The sequence below is a fragment of the Rhizobium sp. AN6A genome (genome assembly GCF_900215635.1).
Taxonomy (GTDB): Bacteria; Pseudomonadota; Alphaproteobacteria; order Rhizobiales; family Rhizobiaceae; genus Agrobacterium; species Agrobacterium tumefaciens.
In genome coordinates, this window is sequence record NZ_OCNC01000003.1 from 1573158 (window position 1) to 1590795 (window position 17638).

16 protein-coding genes are annotated in these 17638 nt (G+C 58.8%); 8 read left to right on the forward strand and 8 right to left on the reverse strand.

From position 1 onward, the window contains the following. Window positions 1-26: 26 nt before the first annotated feature. Entirely contained in the window at window positions 27-743 is a 717-nt protein-coding gene (locus CRO62_RS11095) for a FadR/GntR family transcriptional regulator (RefSeq protein WP_013761517.1), read from the reverse strand. Window positions 744-1116: 373 nt separating this feature from the next. After that, window positions 1117-1803, reverse strand: coding sequence for an HAD family hydrolase (locus tag CRO62_RS11105; protein ID WP_019564617.1), 687 nt, complete (start codon window positions 1801-1803; stop codon window positions 1117-1119). Between the two features lie 410 nt (window positions 1804-2213). Between CRO62_RS11105 and minC the strand changes: the two genes are divergently transcribed. From minC to minE, 3 genes are read left to right on the forward strand one after another with little or no spacing between them, the layout of a single operon-like run. Next, the gene (minC, locus tag CRO62_RS11110; protein WP_003510754.1) at window positions 2214-2942 is read left to right on the forward strand and encodes a septum site-determining protein MinC; all 729 of its coding nucleotides are present in this window, start codon (window positions 2214-2216) and stop codon (window positions 2940-2942) included. Between the two features lie 37 nt (window positions 2943-2979). After that, window positions 2980-3795 (forward strand): septum site-determining protein MinD, encoded by an 816-nt coding sequence (gene minD / locus CRO62_RS11115; RefSeq protein ID WP_003510752.1) that lies wholly within the window; start codon window positions 2980-2982, stop codon window positions 3793-3795. Beyond that, entirely contained in the window at window positions 3792-4052 is a 261-nt protein-coding gene (gene minE / locus CRO62_RS11120) for a cell division topological specificity factor MinE (RefSeq protein ID WP_003510750.1), read from the forward strand. Before minD ends, minE begins: the two co-directional genes overlap by 4 nt. 45 nt (window positions 4053-4097) lie before the next feature. On the opposite strand, the gene CRO62_RS11125 is transcribed toward minE, so the two are convergent. The 3 genes from CRO62_RS11125 to CRO62_RS11135 all read right to left on the reverse strand — a co-directional run bounded on the left by CRO62_RS11125 (window position 4098) and on the right by CRO62_RS11135 (window position 8310). After that, window positions 4098-5000, reverse strand: coding sequence for an amino acid ABC transporter substrate-binding protein (locus CRO62_RS11125; protein WP_097100189.1), 903 nt, complete (start codon window positions 4998-5000; stop codon window positions 4098-4100). A 67-nt stretch (window positions 5001-5067) separates the two neighbouring features. Next, window positions 5068-5961 (reverse strand): amino acid ABC transporter substrate-binding protein, encoded by an 894-nt coding sequence (locus tag CRO62_RS11130; RefSeq protein WP_097100190.1) that lies wholly within the window; start codon window positions 5959-5961, stop codon window positions 5068-5070. Between the two features lie 30 nt (window positions 5962-5991). Continuing rightward, a complete protein-coding gene (locus CRO62_RS11135; RefSeq protein WP_097100191.1) occupies window positions 5992-8310 on the reverse strand; it encodes an EAL domain-containing protein in 2319 nt (772 codons plus the stop codon). A gap of 346 nt (window positions 8311-8656) precedes the next feature. On the opposite strand from CRO62_RS11135, the gene CRO62_RS11140 reads away from it, so the two are divergent. Then, on the forward strand, window positions 8657-10015 hold the full coding sequence (locus tag CRO62_RS11140; RefSeq protein ID WP_097100192.1) for an amidase: 1359 nt from the start codon (window positions 8657-8659) through the stop codon (window positions 10013-10015). A 45-nt stretch (window positions 10016-10060) separates the two neighbouring features. Here the strand turns inward: CRO62_RS11140 and CRO62_RS11145 are convergent, their stop codons facing one another. The 3 genes from CRO62_RS11145 to CRO62_RS11155 are packed head-to-tail and all read right to left on the reverse strand — an operon-like array spanning window position 10061 to window position 13072. Then, entirely contained in the window at window positions 10061-10702 is a 642-nt protein-coding gene (locus tag CRO62_RS11145) for a ThuA domain-containing protein (protein ID WP_003510737.1), read from the reverse strand. Between the two features lie 17 nt (window positions 10703-10719). Continuing rightward, entirely contained in the window at window positions 10720-11820 is a 1101-nt protein-coding gene (locus CRO62_RS11150; protein ID WP_097100193.1) for a Gfo/Idh/MocA family protein, read from the reverse strand. A 52-nt stretch (window positions 11821-11872) separates the two neighbouring features. Next, complete coding sequence (locus CRO62_RS11155; RefSeq protein WP_003510733.1) at window positions 11873-13072, reverse strand: ROK family transcriptional regulator; 1200 nt, start codon at window positions 13070-13072, stop codon at window positions 11873-11875. A gap of 196 nt (window positions 13073-13268) precedes the next feature. Here CRO62_RS11155 and CRO62_RS11160 point away from each other — a divergent pair, with 196 nt between their 5' ends. The 4 genes from CRO62_RS11160 to CRO62_RS11175 all read left to right on the forward strand — a co-directional run bounded on the left by CRO62_RS11160 (window position 13269) and on the right by CRO62_RS11175 (window position 17510). Further along, window positions 13269-14570 carry an ABC transporter substrate-binding protein gene (locus CRO62_RS11160; RefSeq protein WP_097100194.1) on the forward strand — a complete coding sequence of 434 codons (1302 nt, stop codon included), beginning with the start codon at window positions 13269-13271 and terminating at the stop codon, window positions 14568-14570. A 69-nt stretch (window positions 14571-14639) separates the two neighbouring features. Continuing rightward, the gene (locus tag CRO62_RS11165) at window positions 14640-15578 is read left to right on the forward strand and encodes a carbohydrate ABC transporter permease (RefSeq protein WP_003510729.1); all 939 of its coding nucleotides are present in this window, start codon (window positions 14640-14642) and stop codon (window positions 15576-15578) included. After that, window positions 15571-16419 (forward strand): carbohydrate ABC transporter permease, encoded by an 849-nt coding sequence (locus CRO62_RS11170; RefSeq protein WP_097100195.1) that lies wholly within the window; start codon window positions 15571-15573, stop codon window positions 16417-16419. The genes CRO62_RS11165 and CRO62_RS11170 overlap by 8 nt, the downstream gene beginning before the upstream one ends. Window positions 16420-16436: 17 nt before the next feature. Continuing rightward, window positions 16437-17510: an ABC transporter ATP-binding protein gene (locus CRO62_RS11175; RefSeq protein WP_097100196.1), complete on the forward strand. Its 1074-nt coding sequence runs from the start codon at window positions 16437-16439 to the stop codon at window positions 17508-17510. Window positions 17511-17638 lie beyond the last annotated feature (128 nt).

Sequence of the window (17638 nt, forward strand, 5' to 3'; positions counted from 1 at the left end):
TTTTCCCATCGCCGGTAGCGGCGCGGTCACTCTTCTCCGATCGTTTCCTCCCCGAAACTTTCGGAAAATCTCTTTTGCGACAGCGTCAGATGCTGCCGCATCGCCTCGCGTGCGCCTTCCGGGTCGTTCGCCGCGATTGCGTCGCGGATCACCCGGTGTTCCTGAACGGCGAGAATCCATGTGTGAGGACCCTCGAAATAGCTGGCGAGCTTCTCGAAATACGGCGAAAGGCTGCGCTCGTCATAGATCAGGCCGGTAAAGCGGTTCAGCGCTGAGTTGCCGATGATGTCGGCAATGGCGGTGTGGAAGGCGCGGTCGAGGTTGAGGGCCTGCGGCGAATTGTCGAGCGCCCCGGCCATGCGTTCGATGATGTCGTCCAGCCTGGCGATGCATTCGGACGTGGCAAGCCTCGCGGCCTCCTCTGCGATAGCGCTTTCAATGATGCAGCGCGCCTGCAGGATTTCGAATGGGCCGTGTGCGTCCGGCACGGGCGACTTTGCCTTGTTAGCCGTGCGGGACGTGTTCACATAGACGCCCGAACCCATGCGGATATGGATATGGCCTTCCACTTCCAGAACGATCAGTGCTTCCCGCACCGTCGGGCGGGAAACGCCAAAACGTTCCGCCAGATCGCGCTCCGCCGGCAGGCGCTGACCGTCCGTCAGTTCCCCACTCTCGATAAGCAAGCGAATTTGTTCCGCGACCAGCCTGTAGAGGCGGCGCGGCTCCAGAGCCACAAACATGATGTCCTCCCAGCGCGAAAGTCTCCCCCCTTCGCGCAAGCGGTAAGATGGTCTTACCAATTTTATTAGGTAGGATTTATGCGGTGCTGTCAATTGGCCGCTAGAGGAAAAGTGCACGGCGAAAGACTGGAGACCGGTGCGGCGGGCTCGGCAGTCGCTTTGATTGGCTGTTTTTTTGCCATTTCCATCATTTCGGCCTGGAGGCGGAATCTAGTCCACCCAAGCCATTGGTCGAAAGTGATGACAAAGTCCGAACACGTCTCCTCCGTCATGCTCGGGCCTATCCTGAGCATCCGCAACGGACTGATTTTACGAAACGTGATTGATCCTCGGGACAGACCCGAGGATGACACCGCATGTTTGGGTTGGCTTTTCAGCCCTTGTTACTTGTGAGCTTCAAGCCGCCGTCGTCGCCGATGGTGACGTCCAGCTCACCGTATCCACCGATGGAAAGGTGCGGCGTTTCGATGGGATGCGAATGAGTGGCGTTAATGACCACGACCGTGGCGCCCATGCTTTCCCCCGCCAAAATGCCGGCGGGCGCATCTTCGAAGACGACGCAGTCTTCAGGTGCGACGCCGAGCTTCGCAGCAGCCTTTCTGTAACCCTCCGGGTCAGGCTTGCCGTTCACAACGTCCTCGGCGCATATCATCACTGGAGGCGGTGTGAGGCCTGCCGCAGCCAAGCGGAGTTCGGCAAGGGCGCGGGCGGCGGAGGTGACGATGGCCCATTTTCCGGCCGGCAATTTCTCAAGAAATGCAGCTGCCTGCGGAATCTGGAGGATGCCGTCAACGTCGTCCATTTCCTTTTGCAAAAGCATATCCGCCTGTTCCTGGATATCGAGACCGGGAACTGCCTCGCGACGCACAACCTCGGATGCGCGCATGCCATGGATGCGCTGCAGGAACGCCTCCGGCTCTATGCCGTTGTCTACGGCCCATTCGCGCCAGACCCGCTCCACCACCGCAATGGAATTCAGCAGCGTTCCATCCATGTCGAACAGGAAGGCGCCATATTCGCGCGAGGAGATCTGGGCGGTCGCCGGGACTTTGCTGTGCATCGCATTCTTCCGTTGGATGTGTCGGGTTGGCCTCGTGTCTATAGCATCGGCAGGCATAACGGAATCGTTTTTCCGCTCCTCAAGCAAATGGCGACCCATCCGCCAGTGGCGGACATCGTGCCGGAATCGGACAGTTTGCACGGGCTGCGACTCGGGACATGGTCAGGTAGGGGAGGCGCCGTCCGCATACGGTCATGCGGGCGTCAGGTTGCAGCAAGGATCAACTGCTATTGTGAGTTTTCGAAAGCAATCAAAGTTCGCAAAATCAAAAGCTAAACGGAGCTTATGAATGTTGTGCATGAGATTTTTCGCAGCGGAATTCTCTTAACGAAACCGTCGTTTAAGGGGTGTTGTTAACCATTTGTTAACCATATTCGAGGTACCTAATTGTCAACGATTTGTTTACCAAGATGACCAAAGTGCTAACAGACCAGCGTTCGATCCGTATCAAAGGCCGCTCCTTCCTCGCGGTCGTTCTGTCCCCTGAAGCTCCGCTCGATCAATGGCTGGAACGGCTGGATGATCTTGCTGCACGTTCGGCCGGGTTCTTCCTGTCGCGTCCGGTGGTTCTGGATGCGTCTGAGCTGTCGCTGGACAAGGCAGGGCTGAAGGCTCTGCTGGCAGCGCTGACGGAACGTAATGTCGGCATCATGGGGATCGAAGGTGTTCGCCCCTCGATGATCGAGCCGGGCATGCCGCCGTCACTGAAGGGCGGAAAGCCCGCTTCAGATGTCGAGGTCGAGCCCGTCGCCATCGCCGCCGAATTGCCGGAAGAAAAGCCGCGTGCTTCGGGCGAGGTCCGGGCCGTGGTGCAGTCGCTGGTCATCAACGAGCCGGTGCGCTCCGGCCAGTCGATCATGTTCCCTGAAGGCGATGTGACCGTCATCGGTTCGGTCGCCTCGGGTGCGGAAATCATCGCGGGCGGGTCGGTGCATATTTACGGGGCGTTGCGCGGTCGCGCCATGGCCGGTTCGCTTGGCAATGTCTCGGCGCGCATCTTCTGCCGCAAGCTGGAGGCGGAGCTACTGGCAATCGACGGCGTCTACAAGGTTGCCGAGGACATTGACGACAAGCTGCGCGGCCAGCCCGTTCAGCTGTGGCTGGAAAACGATACGATAAAGGCCGAAAAACTTGGCTGACGACATAGAGAAAACAACACAGGAACAGGAGAGCCGTATGGGGAAGGTAGTCGTTGTTACTTCCGGCAAGGGCGGGGTTGGCAAGACCACCTCGACCGCAGCGCTTGGCGCCGCACTGGCGCAGAACAAGCAGAAGGTCGTGGTTGTCGATTTTGACGTCGGCTTGCGTAACCTCGATCTCGTCATGGGTGCTGAACGCCGGGTGGTTTACGATCTCGTCAACGTCATCCAGGGCGATGCCAAGCTGACGCAGGCGCTGATCCGCGACAAGCGCCTCGAGACGCTATTCCTGCTGCCCGCCTCGCAGACACGTGACAAGGACAATCTGACGCCGGAAGGCGTGGAATGGGTCATCGCCGAGTTGAAGAAACATTTCGACTGGGTCATCTGCGACAGCCCGGCCGGTATCGAACGCGGCGCGACACTGGCCATGCGCCATGCGGATGTGGCCGTCGTGGTCACCAATCCGGAAGTCTCCTCGGTGCGTGACAGTGACCGCATCATCGGCCTGCTCGATTCCAAGACGCTGAAGGCCGAACGCGGCGAGCGCATGGAAAAGCACCTGCTTCTGACGCGCTACGATTCGGCCCGTGCCGAGCGCGGCGACATGCTGAAGGTCGACGACGTTCTGGAAATCCTCTCCATTCCGCTGCTCGGTATCATTCCCGAAAGCACGGATGTGCTGCGCGCTTCCAACGTCGGTGCACCGGTTACGCTCGCGGATGCCCGTTGCGCACCTGCCATGGCTTACTTCGACGCTGCCCGCCGCCTGTCAGGCGAGGACATTCCGGTGGTCATTCCGGGCGAAAAGCGGGGTATCTTCTCCAAGATCTTTGCTAGGAGGGCTGCATGAGCATTTTCGGCCTGTTCCGTAAACAAAAGTCGGCACCGCTTGCGCGCGAGCGACTGCAGGTGCTGCTTGCCCACGAAAGGGCGTCGTCGGGAACCGATCTCGTCGCCGTCCTCCGGGAAGAAATTCTCGCCGTCATCGCCAAGCATGTGCAGATCGATAACGATCGGGTGCATGTGAAGATGGATCGTGACGAGCACGTCTCCATACTGGAGATCGATGTCGAGATACCGTTGAGCGCCGACCTGCGCGCCGCGTGATGTTTTCTCCGAATACCGCCGCCCCTTGCAGGGCGGCGTTTTTCTTTACTCGGCCGTCGTATCAACCGGCATTCTAAATGCCTCGGCCAGATCGTCGGGAAGCGGGCGCTTGAGGTTTATGCCGTTCGGCGGGATCGGCGCGTTGAACCACTTGTCGTAGATCGCGTTGATTTCGCCGCTCGCATAAATTTTCCCCAGGGCTTCGTTGACGGCGTTCTTGAAGGCGGTGTCGCCCCGTCGGAGCATCAGGCCATATGGCTGTGGTGGGGCGAGATATTCGTTCGAGATGGAATAGTCTTCGGGCTTGCCCGTTTCAGCCACAAAGGACCTCAGAAGAATATCGTCCATGACGAAGGCAGAGGCTCGATCTTCCGTCACCATGTCGAAACTGCCTTCGGTACTGTCATTTTGCAGGACGGCGATGTTCAGTCCCAGTTTGCGGTTAAGCACATTCAGCTGACTGATATTGATCGTTCCCGTCGTCACGACCACGGTTCGACCGGCAAGATCGCTGACGCTTGTCATGTTGCTTGATTTCAGCGCGACATAACGCGTGCCGGTGATGAAGTGGCTGTAGGAAAACCACACGGCCTTGCGTCTTTCCTCCGTATTCGTGCTCGCCACGCATTCCATGTCGATTGTGCCGTCATTGAGAAGCGTGATGCGGTTGCTGGGGGTGCGCTTGACGAAATCGATTTTCAATTCCGGCAGGCCCAACTTCTTCTTGATGGAATCCGCCACCTTCAGGCACAGTTCGATGCTGTAACCGATCGGCTCTGGACCAATTCCCATATAGGAAAAGGGAAGATTTCTGTCGGCAAAGCCGAGCCGGATGGTGCCGGTTCTGGCAATGGTTTCGAGTGTAGGCGGTTGGGTGTCGTCGGCGGCTGCAATGGTGGGTAAAAGACTAAAAACCCCAAGCATGAGCCACAATGTCGATCTCTGCATCGCGCATCTCCAGCCAAAATTATCTGTCAAAACATTTTCATAAAATAGAGGTGGGGTTTTTACACCCTCAGTCCCGGTATTCGCTCGGATTGTCATAGGCTTGTTTCAAGGAGGCGGTCATCGGCAGGTTCAGGTTCATGCCATTGGGCGGAATGGGTTTGGTGAACCATTTTTCGTAAAGGCCGTGAATGGTGGGACCGGTGAATATCTGCCGCAGGCTTTCGTTGACCGCGGCCTTAAAGGCGGGGTCGTTGCGCCGAAACACCAGGCCGTAAGGTTCGGGTGCGCTCAGCGTTTCGTCCGAGAGCGCGTAGAGGTCGGGATTCTCCGATGTTGCCGCCAGCGCCGCCAGCAATATGCCATCCATGACGAAAGCAGAGGCCTTGCCGGCAACGACGAGTTCGAAGGCTTCCTCATTGGTTTTTGTGGGCATCACCGAGATATTGAGGTTCTTTTCGCGGTTCACCGCATTCAGCTGCTCGATGTTGACCGTGCCGGAGGCGGATGTGACGGAGCGTCCGGCCAGATCGGCAAGGCTCTTCAGATTGTCCTGTTTACGGGAGAGAAATTGCGTCGCGGTCATGAAATTCGGATAGGAGAAATCCACCATTTTCCGGCGTTCGCTGTTGTTGGTCGTCGCCGCGCATTCAATATCGATCTTGCCGCTACGGACGAGAATGAACCGGGTTGCGGGCGTGGCCTTTACATATTCAATGTCGAGTTTGTCCAGCTTCAGCTGCGTGCGGATGTCCTCGCTGATCGCGCGGCAAAGATCAGTCGAGAAGCCGGTCACTTCTCCATCCGGCAGCTGATAGGAAAACGGCGGTTCGGCCTCACGATAACCGATGCGGATTTTCGCGGTCTTGGCAATCTGCCGAAGCGTATCGCCTTCGCCGGCGGCCTGCACCGGAGTTATGGGGATAAAGCATGTGAGGAAAAGGCAAAATACTGAAATGCGCATTTTATGTCCTTTTGGCTGTCAGCCGCGTTCTCAAATCGCTTTTTGTGGCGGGTAATAGGTTTCCTGCATCGGTCGCCCGACGTCGCTATATTCGTCGTTTCCGGTTTGGGCGATGACGGCACGGTTCTTGAGTATCCGGGCAAGCGGCGCCGGCTCGGCAAAATAATAGCCCTGCGCCTCGTCGCATCCGGAAAGCTTGAGGGCCTCGACCTGTTTCTTGTCTTCCACGCCCTCGGCTGTGACTTTCAGGCCGATCTGTTCTGCCATGTCGATGATGGTGTTGACGATGGCCGAGCACATTGGATTTTCCGGCAGGCCGGAAACGAATTCGCGGTCGATCTTGATCTTGTCGAAGGCAACATGCGTCAGCGTGCTCAACCCGGCATAACCGGTGCCGAAATCATCAAGCACAAGGCGGACGCCCATTTCCTTCAGCAGCTTTAAAGCCCTGGCGCTGTTGTCGCGCTCCAGCATTGCCGTTTCCGTCACTTCAAGCTCGAGCCGCTCGGCCGGGAAGCCGGAGGCTTTCAGCGCGCTGTCGACGATCGGGACAATATCGTCATTGCAAAGCTGCACGGCGGAAAGATTGACGGCAAGCCGGATATCCCTGGGCCAGGTCATGGCGTCCATGCAGGCCTGCGCCAGAACCCATTCGCCCAGAGGTTTGATGAAATTGTTTTCTTCGGCAAGCGTGATGAAGCGATCCGGCGTGATGATGCCAAGCTTGCTGTGCCGCCATCTGGCAAGGGCCTCGTAGGCGACAATGCGGCCGCTCTCCAGATTGACCACGGGCTGGTAATACAGCTCGAATTCGTGGTTTTCGAGCGCGGATTTCATGTCTATTTCGAGCGCGTGCTTGTGCTGCGCCGCCATGTCCATGCCGGGCTCGTAAAAGACGAAGAAGCCGCATCCCATGGATTTCGCCCGGTAGAGACCAAGGTCCGCATGTTGCAGAAGCTGGGTGGCGGAGTTGCCGTGATCGGGCGCGCAGGCGATGCCGATGCTGGTATCGACGCTTATATGGCTGCCTTCGAGGCTGAAGCTGCGCGAGACCGCGTGCACCACGCGCTTTGCCAGCGCGCCCGCATCCTCGCGACAATTATCGGTCACCGCTTGTATGATCGCAAATTCGTCGCCGCCGAGCCTGCTCACCATGTCGTTTTCACCGAGCACGGAGGAAATCCGCGAGGCCACGGCTACCAGCAGGGCGTCGCCGGCCGCGTGTCCCAACGTATCGTTAACGGCCTTGAAGCGGTCTAGATCGAGCAGCATGACGTTGAACGGCTGGCCGGATGTAGAAAGATGTTCGAGACGGTTCTCCAGCGTCTTCATCAAGAGCACGCGGTTGGGAAGCCCCGTCAGGGCATCATGATGGGCCATATGTTCCAGTTGCTGCGCCATGTCGCGTATTTGCCTGAGCCGTCCACGTTCCAGAACGGCCTCCCGCAGGGTTTCGATGGCGGTGGCCATGTCGCCGATCTCGTCCCGTCGATCCTGAAACGGCGTTACGACATCGGTTTCCTCACGGGCGATCCTGAGTGTCGCCTGCACCAGCGCCGGAACGGGTTTCAGAAAATGCCTGGCAATCAGCGTCACGAGAACGCCGGTGACGGTCAGAACCACGATCAGGGCGACGAGCGAATTGTAGATGAGCTTGCGCTGCGCGCCATAAAGCGCGTCCGAACCGCCGATGCTGACGGCGACCGCGCCAATCGGTTTTTTCGTTTCCGTGCTGATGATCGGCAACAGGCCGATATAATGGCTGGAATCGCCAATCGTCGCAAAGCCGGTGGCAAAACGCGCGGCGACCGCATCTCTGGAGAAGATGGGATCGGTGGCAATCGGTTTTTCGTCGTCGTCGGTGGCGTTGTCGAACGCCGCCGCGATTTGACGGAATCCGGAATCGGCCTCATCGTAGCGGAAAAGCCAGACGGCATTCTTGGTCTGCGCGCCGATGAGGGCGAGAACGTCGCTGGGATTAAAGCCGGTAACGAGAATGGATGCGTCGTCGCCAATCGGCTTGTCGGTCAAGATGCCGTTCACCTGTCCGTCCGTGTCGGCGGTGACGCTGACATAGGTATAGATGCTGCGCAGGGTGGCGCTGGCAATCTGCGAATTGACGCGGGCCTGGTTGAGCCATTGCTCGCTGGCGGCGGCAACGAACATGTACCAGCCGACGAGCGCCCCGATGCTGTAGGAAAAGATCACGCCGCCGAGAAATATCAGGGTTATCTTGCTGGCGAGCGAACGCCGCCGCGAAAAGCGGCCCGGTACCGGCTGCGTCGTTGAGCGAAGCGTGTCACCGGTTTCAGTCTGTCTATCTATCCCCCGATAGGCAGTCTCTTCCATTCGCGATATTCCCCCGCGATGTCGCGTTATGATTGTTTTATGGAATTTTTATAGGGCATGTATTTCAATGGTGTCTGCTAAATAATTCAACAAAGTTTAGATGCGATTAAGAATTAATCCGTCTTTTTATAGTCGCCGCTTATATAAGGCGCCGAAAATATGTACCTCAGGTTGAAATATTCGATGGCTTGCGATGGGACATCGACGCCGAATACGCCGATGCATTGGGGCCTCTTTTCACGCTCATCAACCGGGCTTTATGGTTGTAAGGGTACCACGATTGACCTTGCCAAGCGGCCGATAAACGGCATGTTGTGCGTAACATGCCGGTTTCAGGGAACATATCATGGCTCACAAAGGCAAAAACATCGCGCAGCTTTCCATTCTCATCCAGGGCGGCCATCTTGATCCGCGCGCCTTGGCGGAAGAGACGCTTGATGCAATCGGGAAATCGGAAGACCGGGCGATCTTTGTCGGCTTGACGGCGGAGCGGGCCATGGCGGAGGCGGAAGGCGCCCTAAAACGCATTCGCGAGGGTCGCTCCTGCGGCGTGCTCGACGGCATTCCAGTGGCCTGGAAGGACCTTTTCGATCTCGAATCCACTGTGACCACGGCTGGCTCGACGGTGCTTTCGAACGATGCGCCTGCGTCACGTGACGCGGATGTGGTGAGCGCGCTGAAGGAGGCCGGGATGGTCTGCATCGGCCGTACCAATATGAGTGAGTTCGCGTTTTCCGGCCTTGGCATCAACCCGCATTACGGAACGCCGCGCAATCCCGCCTCCACGGATGGCCACCGGCTGCCGGGCGGCTCTTCTTCCGGCGCGGGTGTCGCGGTTGCGGCCGGTCTGGTGCCGGTGGCAATCGGTACGGATACCGGCGGATCGGTGCGCATTCCCGCCGCCTTCAACGGTGTGGTGGGGTACAAGGCGAGCCGCGGCCGTTACTCGATGCGCGGCGTCTATCCGCTGGCTAAAAGTCTCGATTCGCTCGGCCCGCTCACTCGCACTGTGCAGGACGCTGTGTGGGTAGATGCCGCCATGCGTGGCAAAGCGGCTGTTGATGCGGCGCGCACGCCTCTGTCATGCTTGTCGCTCGTCGTGCCGGAAACAGTGTTTTTCGATGGCATCGAGGAGGGCGTCGCGGTCGCTTTCGAGCAGGCGGTGCAACGGCTTTCCCGCGCTGGCGCGTCTGTACGGCGGCAGGCATTCCCGGTCTTTTCGCAATTATTCGATCTTATCAAGGAAAAAGGTGCGCTGGTAACGGCGGAAGCCTTCGCCCTGCACAAGGCGCGGCTGGAAGGTGCTGACGCGGCGCGCATGGACCCACGCGTGGTTGCGCGAGCAAGACTGGGCGCGAATATCTCCATGCCGGATTACATCGCCATTATCGAGGCGCGCGAACGCATGACGGCGGCTTTTTCGGGCATGATTGGCAAGAATGAGTTGCTGATATCGCCGACATTGCCTCATGTCGCGGCCGAGGTCGCACCGCTTGTGGAGAATGATGAGACCTTCTTTGCCATGAATGCCAAGACCCTGCGCAACACCCAGATCGGCAACTTCTTCGATCTCTGTGGCGTTTCCATTCCCTGCGGCACGGGTGAGGCGGGCATGCCCGTTGGCCTGCTGCTATCAGGCCTGCACGGCGCGGACGACCACGTTCTGGGTGTGGCGATGGCTGCGGAAGAAATTATTCGGGGTTGATAAAAGGAAAAGGCGGCCTTGTTTGGCCGCCTCTCAATGCACGCTTCAACGTGCCGCCCAGTTGGCACCGCGGCGGAACATGGTTTTCATCTGCGGCACGGAAAACTCCTTGGCCTGATGGCCGAGCGCCGAATAGAAGACGCGGCCTTTGCCGTATTTGCGTTTCCAGACCACCGGCATCACTACACCGTCGATCCACCAGGCATGGTCGCCGGTGAATTTTGTCGTCGCCAGCACCTCGTTGGAGGGATCGACATGCATGTAGTATTGCTCCGATGTGTAGGGGAAATCGGAAATCCCCTCCATCAACGGGTCGTCGGGGCGGGTGATGTTGACGTGATAGTCGATGATATTGCCGGGATGGGCGACCCATTGGCCGCCGATCATGAACTGGTACTCGACGCAGTCGCGGAAACTGTCGCCCGCACCACCGTGAAAGCCGGCGATGCCGACGCCGTTTTCCACAGCAGCCGTCAGGTTCTTGATCTCTTCCTTTTCGATCTTCGACATTGTCACGATCGGCACGACAAGGCTCAGATCATGCACGGAAGGATCTGCAAAAGCCTCCGTACTGTGCTCGACATAGACCTTGAAACCATCCTCTTCCAGAATATCCTTGACGATGGTGGCGCATTCCTGCGGCTCGTGGCCGCTCCAGCCGCCCCAGACGATGAGTGCTTCGCGCATTTATTTCCTCCTCGGGATTATTTGCCGAGCTGGCCGTCGACCAGCGAAGTTTCAAGTGGAGCAGGGCGCTCCACCTCGGTGGTGATGGAAACGGTGGTGCCGCTGTCCGATGCCGTCTGGAAGGCCTCCATGACCTCCAGTACGTGCAGGGCAAGATCGCCATTGGCGCGGTGCGGGCGGTTTTCGCGGATCGCATGGGCCATGTCGGCCACGCCGATCGAGCGGTAGTTGCCGTCAGCATAGGGCGACGACAGTGCCTGCGGCTCGAACTGGCCGCCCTTTTTCAGCAATTGCACCTCGCCGCCGAAATGATTGGGGTCGGGCACGATCAATGTGCCTTCCGTTCCGTAGATTTCCAGCGGTACATGTTTGTGGCCCGCCACATCGAAGCTCATGCCCACCTGCACCACCGCGCCGTTCTTGAATGCCAGCACGCCGGAAACATGGGTGGCGACATGGACTGGGATTTTCTCGCCATTCTTAGGTTCGCTGGTGATGAGGCGTTCGTTGCGCGGCGCGATGGCGAAACCTGCCACTTTGGCGACCGGGCCGAACAGGTTGACGAGATCGGTGATGTAATAGGGTCCCATATCCAGCATCGGCCCGCCGCCGACTTCGTAATAAAAGGCGGGGTTGGGATGCCAGCGCTCATGGCCGGGGCACATGAAGGTAGCCGTTCCGCCAACCGGCTGGCCGAGCACACCTTCGTCTATCAGGCGGCGCGCGGTCTGGTGCCCGCCGCCGAGGAACGTGTCCGGCGCCGAGCCGATGCGCAGGCCCTTTGCCTTTGCAGCGTCCGCAAGCCGTTTACCCTCCGCGAAATTGATGCCGAGCGGCTTTTCCGAATAGGCATGTTTTCCCGCCTCAACTGCGCGCAGGCCCACCTCCACATGCGCCTTGGGAATCGTCAGGTTGACGATGATTTCCACGGAGGGGTCAGACAGAAGTTCGTCGATACTTCTTGCCTGAAGGCCGAACTCGTCTGCCCGCGCTTTTGCTGCCTCCTCGTTCATATCCGCCAGTCCGCGAATGTCGAGAATGGGAAACGACGCCATCGCCTTGAGATAGGCGCTGGAGATGTTGCCGCAGCCGATGATGCCGATACCGACCTTGTTCATGTGATTTCCTCCCGTAAATCAGAAATGCTTAAGCCACTCTCAACCTTGCCGGCTAGAGCGCCGGCCCTGTCGTGTTCCATGGCGATTCGTAAAGCTCGTAAAGTGCGACGGCTGCCGCCCCCTGTGCCCACAGTTCGTCGCTCGCAACGTCGAAAACCAGCTCTGCGACGCCTGCCAGCGATGGCGGCACGGCGGCGTTGTAACTGTCGCGGATGCTGGTAATGAAGGGCTCGCCGAGCTCGAGACTGGAGCCGGTGATGATGACCCGTGGCGGCGCAAACAGCGTGACGATATTGGCAAGCGTCAGGCCAAGTGCTGCACCGGCGCGCAAGGCTGCCGCAATAAGATCGTTGTCTTCCGCCGCAATCAGCGCATGGGCATGCTGCATGCCGCGACCAAGCCGGATAGCTTCTGCAAAACGCCCGTCCACCGGGCGGGAACCGAGAATGGCGTTCTCGCCCGCCTGGCTCGCCAGCCGCACGGTTCCTTCACTGGCAAGGCCGATCACGAGGTCGCCGAGATTGTGGCTGAGGCCGCCTGCACCACGAAACAGCTGGTTCTGATGCATCACGCCAAGCCCGAGTGTCTGCTCGAGCGAGATCAGCACCATGTCCTCAAGGTCGCGCGCATGGCCGAACCAGTGATGGGCAAGCGTGATGGCGTGGGCGTCGCTTTCGATGATGGTGGGGGAATTCAGCCGTGAGGTCATTTCCTCAGCAAAATCGACGTTTACTTCCCGCAGGATAGGGCTGCTGCGGATCCTGCCGGTGCGATGTTCGATGACGCCTGGCAGGCCAAGGCAGACCATGTCCACATCTTCCAGCGACAGTCCGGCATCGACCACGCAACGCCGCACCCCGTCTTCCACCAGATCGGCAATGACGCCGATCGGCTGGCGGTCTACACGGATCGGCAGGGCGAGGGTGGACAGCACGTTGCCGCAAAAATCGGTGACGACGAAGACCATGCGGCTTGCCGCAATCTTGGCGCCCACCACGCGGGCCGCATCCGGGTTCAGCTCCAGCATGACCCGCGGCCTGCCGCGTGCGCCCTCCGTGCGGATATCGCCGATATGGCGGGTCAGGATAAGCCCGTCATCGAGCAGCGATGCGGTGATCGCCGATACGGTGGTGGTGGAAAGCTGCGTTCTTTCGCTGATTTCCACCCGGGAGATCGGTCCATGGCGGCGGATGCTGTCCAGCACGCTTAGCCGGTTGATCGCGCGCATCAGTTCTGGGTCTGCGGTCTTCATGGGGTCCTGCTGCGATCAATGCCGGTTCGAAAACCAATTTATGTCGGATTGCGGATTAAATAACGGTGTCAGGGAGGGGTGTGTCAAGCCGTTCGCTCAAAAAATCGGCATGGCGCCTTGACAATGAGCGAGTGCTAAGGTGAATTAATCCGCATTGGGGAATAAATGAGGAAATCCCCGAGGGAGGATCACGATCATGACGATTAGGCACGCAGGCGCAAGCCTGAGCGGCAGGCTGATAGGCTTTGCCACAACGACAAGCATTGCTCTCATGCTCGGCGCCGCAAGCGCCTCGGCCGCAACGGTTGTTAAATGGATGCATGTGGAACTGGACCCCAAAGCCGTGGCCGTCTGGGAGGAGATTGCCAAGGACTATGAGGCCAAACATCCAGACGTGGATGTGCAACTGCAGTTTCTGGAAAACGAGGCCTTCAAGGCCAAATTGCCGACGTTGCTGCAATCCAACGACGTTCCCGATTTCTTTTACAGCTGGGGCGGCGGCGTCCTTGAGGAACAGTCAAAAACCGGCGCACTCAAGGATTTGAGCGAGGTTTTCGATGCCGATGGCGGCAAGCTGCGGCAGGCCTATAATGCGGCGGCAATCGACGGCCTCTCCTTTGACGGCAAGGTCTGGGCAGTGCCCTACAAGGTCAGCCTCGTCAGTTTCTTTTATAACAAGGAGCTGTTTGCCAAGGCGGGCGTGAAGGCGGAAGACATCAAGACCTGGGACGATCTCGGCGCCACCGTCAAGAAAATCAAGGCAGCCGGTATCGTTCCGATTGCCGGTGGCGGCGGTGAAAAATGGCCGATCCATTTCTACTGGAGCTATCTCGTCATGCGCAATGGCGGGCAGACCGTGTTCGACGCCGCCCGCAAGGGCGAGGGTGAAGGCTTCATGGATCCTTCCATCATCAAGGCGGGCGAGCAACTGGCCGAGTTCGGCAAGCTCGAACCCTTCCAGCCCGGCTATCTCGGCTCCACCTGGCCGCAGGCGCTCGGCGTCTTCGGTGACGGCAAGGCCGCGATGATCCTCGGCTTTGACAATACTGAAGCCAACCAGCGCAAGAATGCCGGTGACGGCAAAGGCCTTGCGGCAGACAATATCGGTCGCTTCGCCTTTCCCGCCGTCGAAGGTGGTGCTGGCAAAGCCACCGACACGCTGGGCGGTCTGAATGGTTGGGCAGTCACGAAAAACGCTTCCAAGGAAGCGATCGATTTCGCGACCTTCCTGACCAGCAAGGAAAGTGAAGAGAAGATGGCGGCTGCGGGCATGATCCTGCCGGTTGCGACGGGTGCGGATGGAGCGGTCAAGAACCCGCTGCTGGCGGATTCGGCCAAGCAGCTTGCAAGCTCTACCTGGCACCAGAACTTCTTCGACCAGACACTGGGCGCTGCCGTTGGCCGCGTGGTCAACGATGTCTCCGTCGAAATCGTTTCCGGCCAGATGAGCGCCGAAGAGGGTGCCAAGCAAATTCAGGATGCTTTCGAGCTTCGCTGATTTCGGTTCCATGACGGCGCCGCGCGGGACGCGGCGCCGCAGTATCTGCCTGAATGAAAGCGGATAGAGATGACGGATATTTCCATGACTTCTGCGTCCATACCGGCGCGCGGCGCGTCGAAGACGAAGCGCAAGCAAAGCTCGGTCGCGCATGACCGTGCGCTGACCCTGCTGGTCTTCCTGCCGCCCGCATTGCTGCTCTTTACCCTGTTCGTCATCCTGCCCATGGGCGAGGCGGCGTGGTACAGCCTTTACCGCTGGAACGGTTACGGCACGCCGACCGATTTCGTGGGTTTGAAGAATTTCCAGGTCCTGTTCGGCAATGCCGCCTTTTCGCAGGCTCTGCTCAATAACGGCCTCATCATCCTGATTTCCGTGCTGATCCAGATCCCGCTGGCGATCTGGCTTGCCATGATGCTGGCGCACCGCCTTCCGGGCGTCGTTGCCTTTCGGCTGGTTTTCTTCCTGCCCTATGTCCTTGCGGATGTAGCGGCCGGCCTGATCTGGCGCTTCGTTTATGATGGCGATTACGGCCTTTTCGCTGCAATATCCAATTTCTTCGGCTTCGCCAATCCTTACGTATTGGCCGACAAGGACGTGGCGATCTACGCCGTGCTTGGCGTCATCGTCTGGAAGTATTTCGGTTTCCACATGATGTTGTTCATCGCCGGCCTTCAGTCCGTTGACAAGAACGTGCTGGAAGCTGCCGAAATCGACGGCGCCTCCGGCTGGCAGAAGTTTCGATACGTCACCTTGCCAATGCTCGGCTCGACGGTGCGCCTGTCCGTCTTTTTCGCGGTGATCGGCTCGCTACAGCTGTTCGACATGATCATGCCGCTCACCGGCGGCGGTCCGTCCAACTCCACGCAAACCATGGTCACCTTTCTCTACACCTACGGCGTCATGCGCATGCAGGTGGGGCTTGGCAGCGCGGTGGGTGTCGTTCTCTTCGTCATCTGCGTGACGCTCGCCTTCGGTTACAAAAGGATTTTCATGCGCCATGACTGAACCATCCACTTCCGTCCGCATGCCGCTGCAAACAAAGCTCTATCTTTATATATCGCTGAGCCTGATCGCGGCCATCGTGCTCATCCCGCTTCTGACGACGGCGCTTGGCGGCTTCAAGACGCTGGGGGATTTGCGCGTCAACCCGTTCGGCGTGCCCGCCGAGTGGCAATGGGCCAATTACGGCGATATCCTCTTTGGCAAGCGCTACTGGCTGCAGATATTCAATTCGCTGGTGATTGCGCTGTTGACGGTCTTTTTGACGCTGACCGTCTCGGCTATGGCCGCCTTCACCTTTGCGCATGTGAAGTTCTTTGGCTCGTCTTTCCTGCTGAATTATTTCCTGCTGGGACTGATGTTCCCGGCGGCGACCGCCATCCTGCCGCTGTTCATCCGCATCCGCGATCTCGGTCTGCTCGATACCTATTGGGGCGTGGTTCTGCCGCAGGTGGCTTTCGGGCTCGGCATGAGCATCCTTCTGTTTCGCAATTACTTCCGCAATCTGCCGGAGGAATTGTTTCAGGCCGCCTTCGTGGATGGTTGCGGCTATCTGCGCTTCTTCTGGCACATTTCGATGCCGCTTTCGCGACCCATCGTGGCGACGGTTGGGATCGTTTCCTTCGTCGGCAGCTGGAACAGCTACATCCTGCCGCTGATCATGCTGAACTCGGAATCGAAATATCCCTGGCCGCTCGGCATCATGGTCTATCGCGGCGAATTCGGCACGGAATGGCAGCTCGTGCTCGCCTTCATCACGCTGACGATCCTGCCGACCGTCATCGTCTTCTTCCTCGCACAGAAACACATCATCGCGGGCCTGACGGCCGGTGCCGTCAAATCGTGACTTGAAAGGAGCAAAACATGGCTTCCGTCGAACTTAGGGATATCCGCAAGTCCTATGCCTCGCTCGATGTCATTCACGGCATCTCGCTCGATATAACCGATGGCGAATTCATTGCGCTGGTCGGGCCTTCGGGCTGCGGCAAGTCTACCCTGCTGCGCATGATCGCCGGGCTGGAGGAAATCACCGATGGGGATATCCTCATTGGCGGCACCGTCGTCAATTCGATGACGCCGCGCGAGCGCAATATCGCCATGGTATTCCAGTCCTATGCGCTTTATCCGCATATGACGGTCGCCGAAAACATGGGCTTCAACCTGAAGCTTGCCGGGCAGCCGAAAAACGTCATGGATGAGCGCGTGGCGGAAGCCGCCCGCATGCTCGATCTCGGCAAGCTTCTGGACCGCAAGCCCTCGCAGCTTTCCGGTGGCCAGCGCCAGCGCGTCGCCATGGGCCGCGCCGTGGTGCGCAACCCGGCCGTCTTCCTGTTTGATGAGCCGCTGTCCAATCTGGATGCCAAGCTGCGCGTGCAGATGCGTAGCGAAATCAAGGCTCTGCATCAGAAAGTCGGTACGACCTCCATCTACGTCACCCATGATCAGATCGAGGCAATGACGCTGGCCGACCGGGTGGTGGTGCTCAATCACGGCCGTATCGAGCAGCAGGGCACGCCGCTCGAACTTTACAAGACACCTGCCAATCTCTTCGTTGCCGCCTTCATCGGCTCGCCGGCCATGAACCTCATCGAAGGCGTGGTCGACGGTGAGGGCGATCAACCTGCCGCCCGGCTGAAGGACGGGACGGCGATCCGCATTGCCGCCTCAAGAAATGTCAAGCGCGGCCAGCCGGTGACGATTGGGTTGAGACCGGAACATATCGGTTCGACCGTCGGCGGCGATATTTCGCTGTCCGGCAGGACGGTGTTGGTCGAGCCGACAGGCGCGCAGACGCATGTGGTCTTCGAACTGGCGGGCGATCAGGTTACGGCGGTGGTGGATGGCGAGCAACTGGTCAAGGTCAACACCCCCTTTGCCGCCACCGTGCATCACGAGCGTGTGCATCTGTTCGACAGGGCAAGCGGTCTGGCGCTTTAGACGTGTTTCGTTTTTTAGTGAAATAGCGAAATTCTCTCGCTCCCCGGCATTTGGGGCTTGTCTGAAAATTATGAGCGGTTAGCTTGGCAAATTGGGAGCCAAAGCGGTTTTACCGCTGAACTGTATCG

Bases quoted from the DNA above. Each gene is read 5' to 3' on its own strand.
- CRO62_RS11140 (WP_097100192.1), top strand. From the start codon at position 8,657: ATGGCTCACAAAGGCAAAAACATCGCGCAGCTTTCCATTCTCATCCAG.
- minC (WP_003510754.1), top strand. From the start codon at position 2,214: ATGACCAAAGTGCTAACAGACCAGCGTTCGATCCGTATCAAAGGCCGC.
- CRO62_RS11160 (WP_097100194.1), top strand. From the start codon at position 13,269: ATGACGATTAGGCACGCAGGCGCAAGCCTGAGCGGCAGGCTGATAGGC.
- CRO62_RS11130 (WP_097100190.1), bottom strand. From the start codon at position 5,961: ATGCGCATTTCAGTATTTTGCCTTTTCCTCACATGCTTTATCCCCATA.
- CRO62_RS11150 (WP_097100193.1), bottom strand. From the start codon at position 11,820: ATGAACAAGGTCGGTATCGGCATCATCGGCTGCGGCAACATCTCCAGC.
- minD (WP_003510752.1), top strand. From the start codon at position 2,980: ATGGGGAAGGTAGTCGTTGTTACTTCCGGCAAGGGCGGGGTTGGCAAG.
- CRO62_RS11125 (WP_097100189.1), bottom strand. From the start codon at position 5,000: ATGCAGAGATCGACATTGTGGCTCATGCTTGGGGTTTTTAGTCTTTTA.
- CRO62_RS11095 (WP_013761517.1), bottom strand. From the start codon at position 743: ATGTTTGTGGCTCTGGAGCCGCGCCGCCTCTACAGGCTGGTCGCGGAA.
- CRO62_RS11105 (WP_019564617.1), bottom strand. From the start codon at position 1,803: ATGCACAGCAAAGTCCCGGCGACCGCCCAGATCTCCTCGCGCGAATAT.
- CRO62_RS11175 (WP_097100196.1), top strand. From the start codon at position 16,437: ATGGCTTCCGTCGAACTTAGGGATATCCGCAAGTCCTATGCCTCGCTC.
- minE (WP_003510750.1), top strand. From the start codon at position 3,792: ATGAGCATTTTCGGCCTGTTCCGTAAACAAAAGTCGGCACCGCTTGCG.
- CRO62_RS11135 (WP_097100191.1), bottom strand. From the start codon at position 8,310: ATGGAAGAGACTGCCTATCGGGGGATAGATAGACAGACTGAAACCGGT.
- CRO62_RS11170 (WP_097100195.1), top strand. From the start codon at position 15,571: ATGACTGAACCATCCACTTCCGTCCGCATGCCGCTGCAAACAAAGCTC.
- CRO62_RS11145 (WP_003510737.1), bottom strand. From the start codon at position 10,702: ATGCGCGAAGCACTCATCGTCTGGGGCGGCTGGAGCGGCCACGAGCCG.
- CRO62_RS11165 (WP_003510729.1), top strand. From the start codon at position 14,640: ATGACGGATATTTCCATGACTTCTGCGTCCATACCGGCGCGCGGCGCG.
- CRO62_RS11155 (WP_003510733.1), bottom strand. From the start codon at position 13,072: ATGAAGACCGCAGACCCAGAACTGATGCGCGCGATCAACCGGCTAAGC.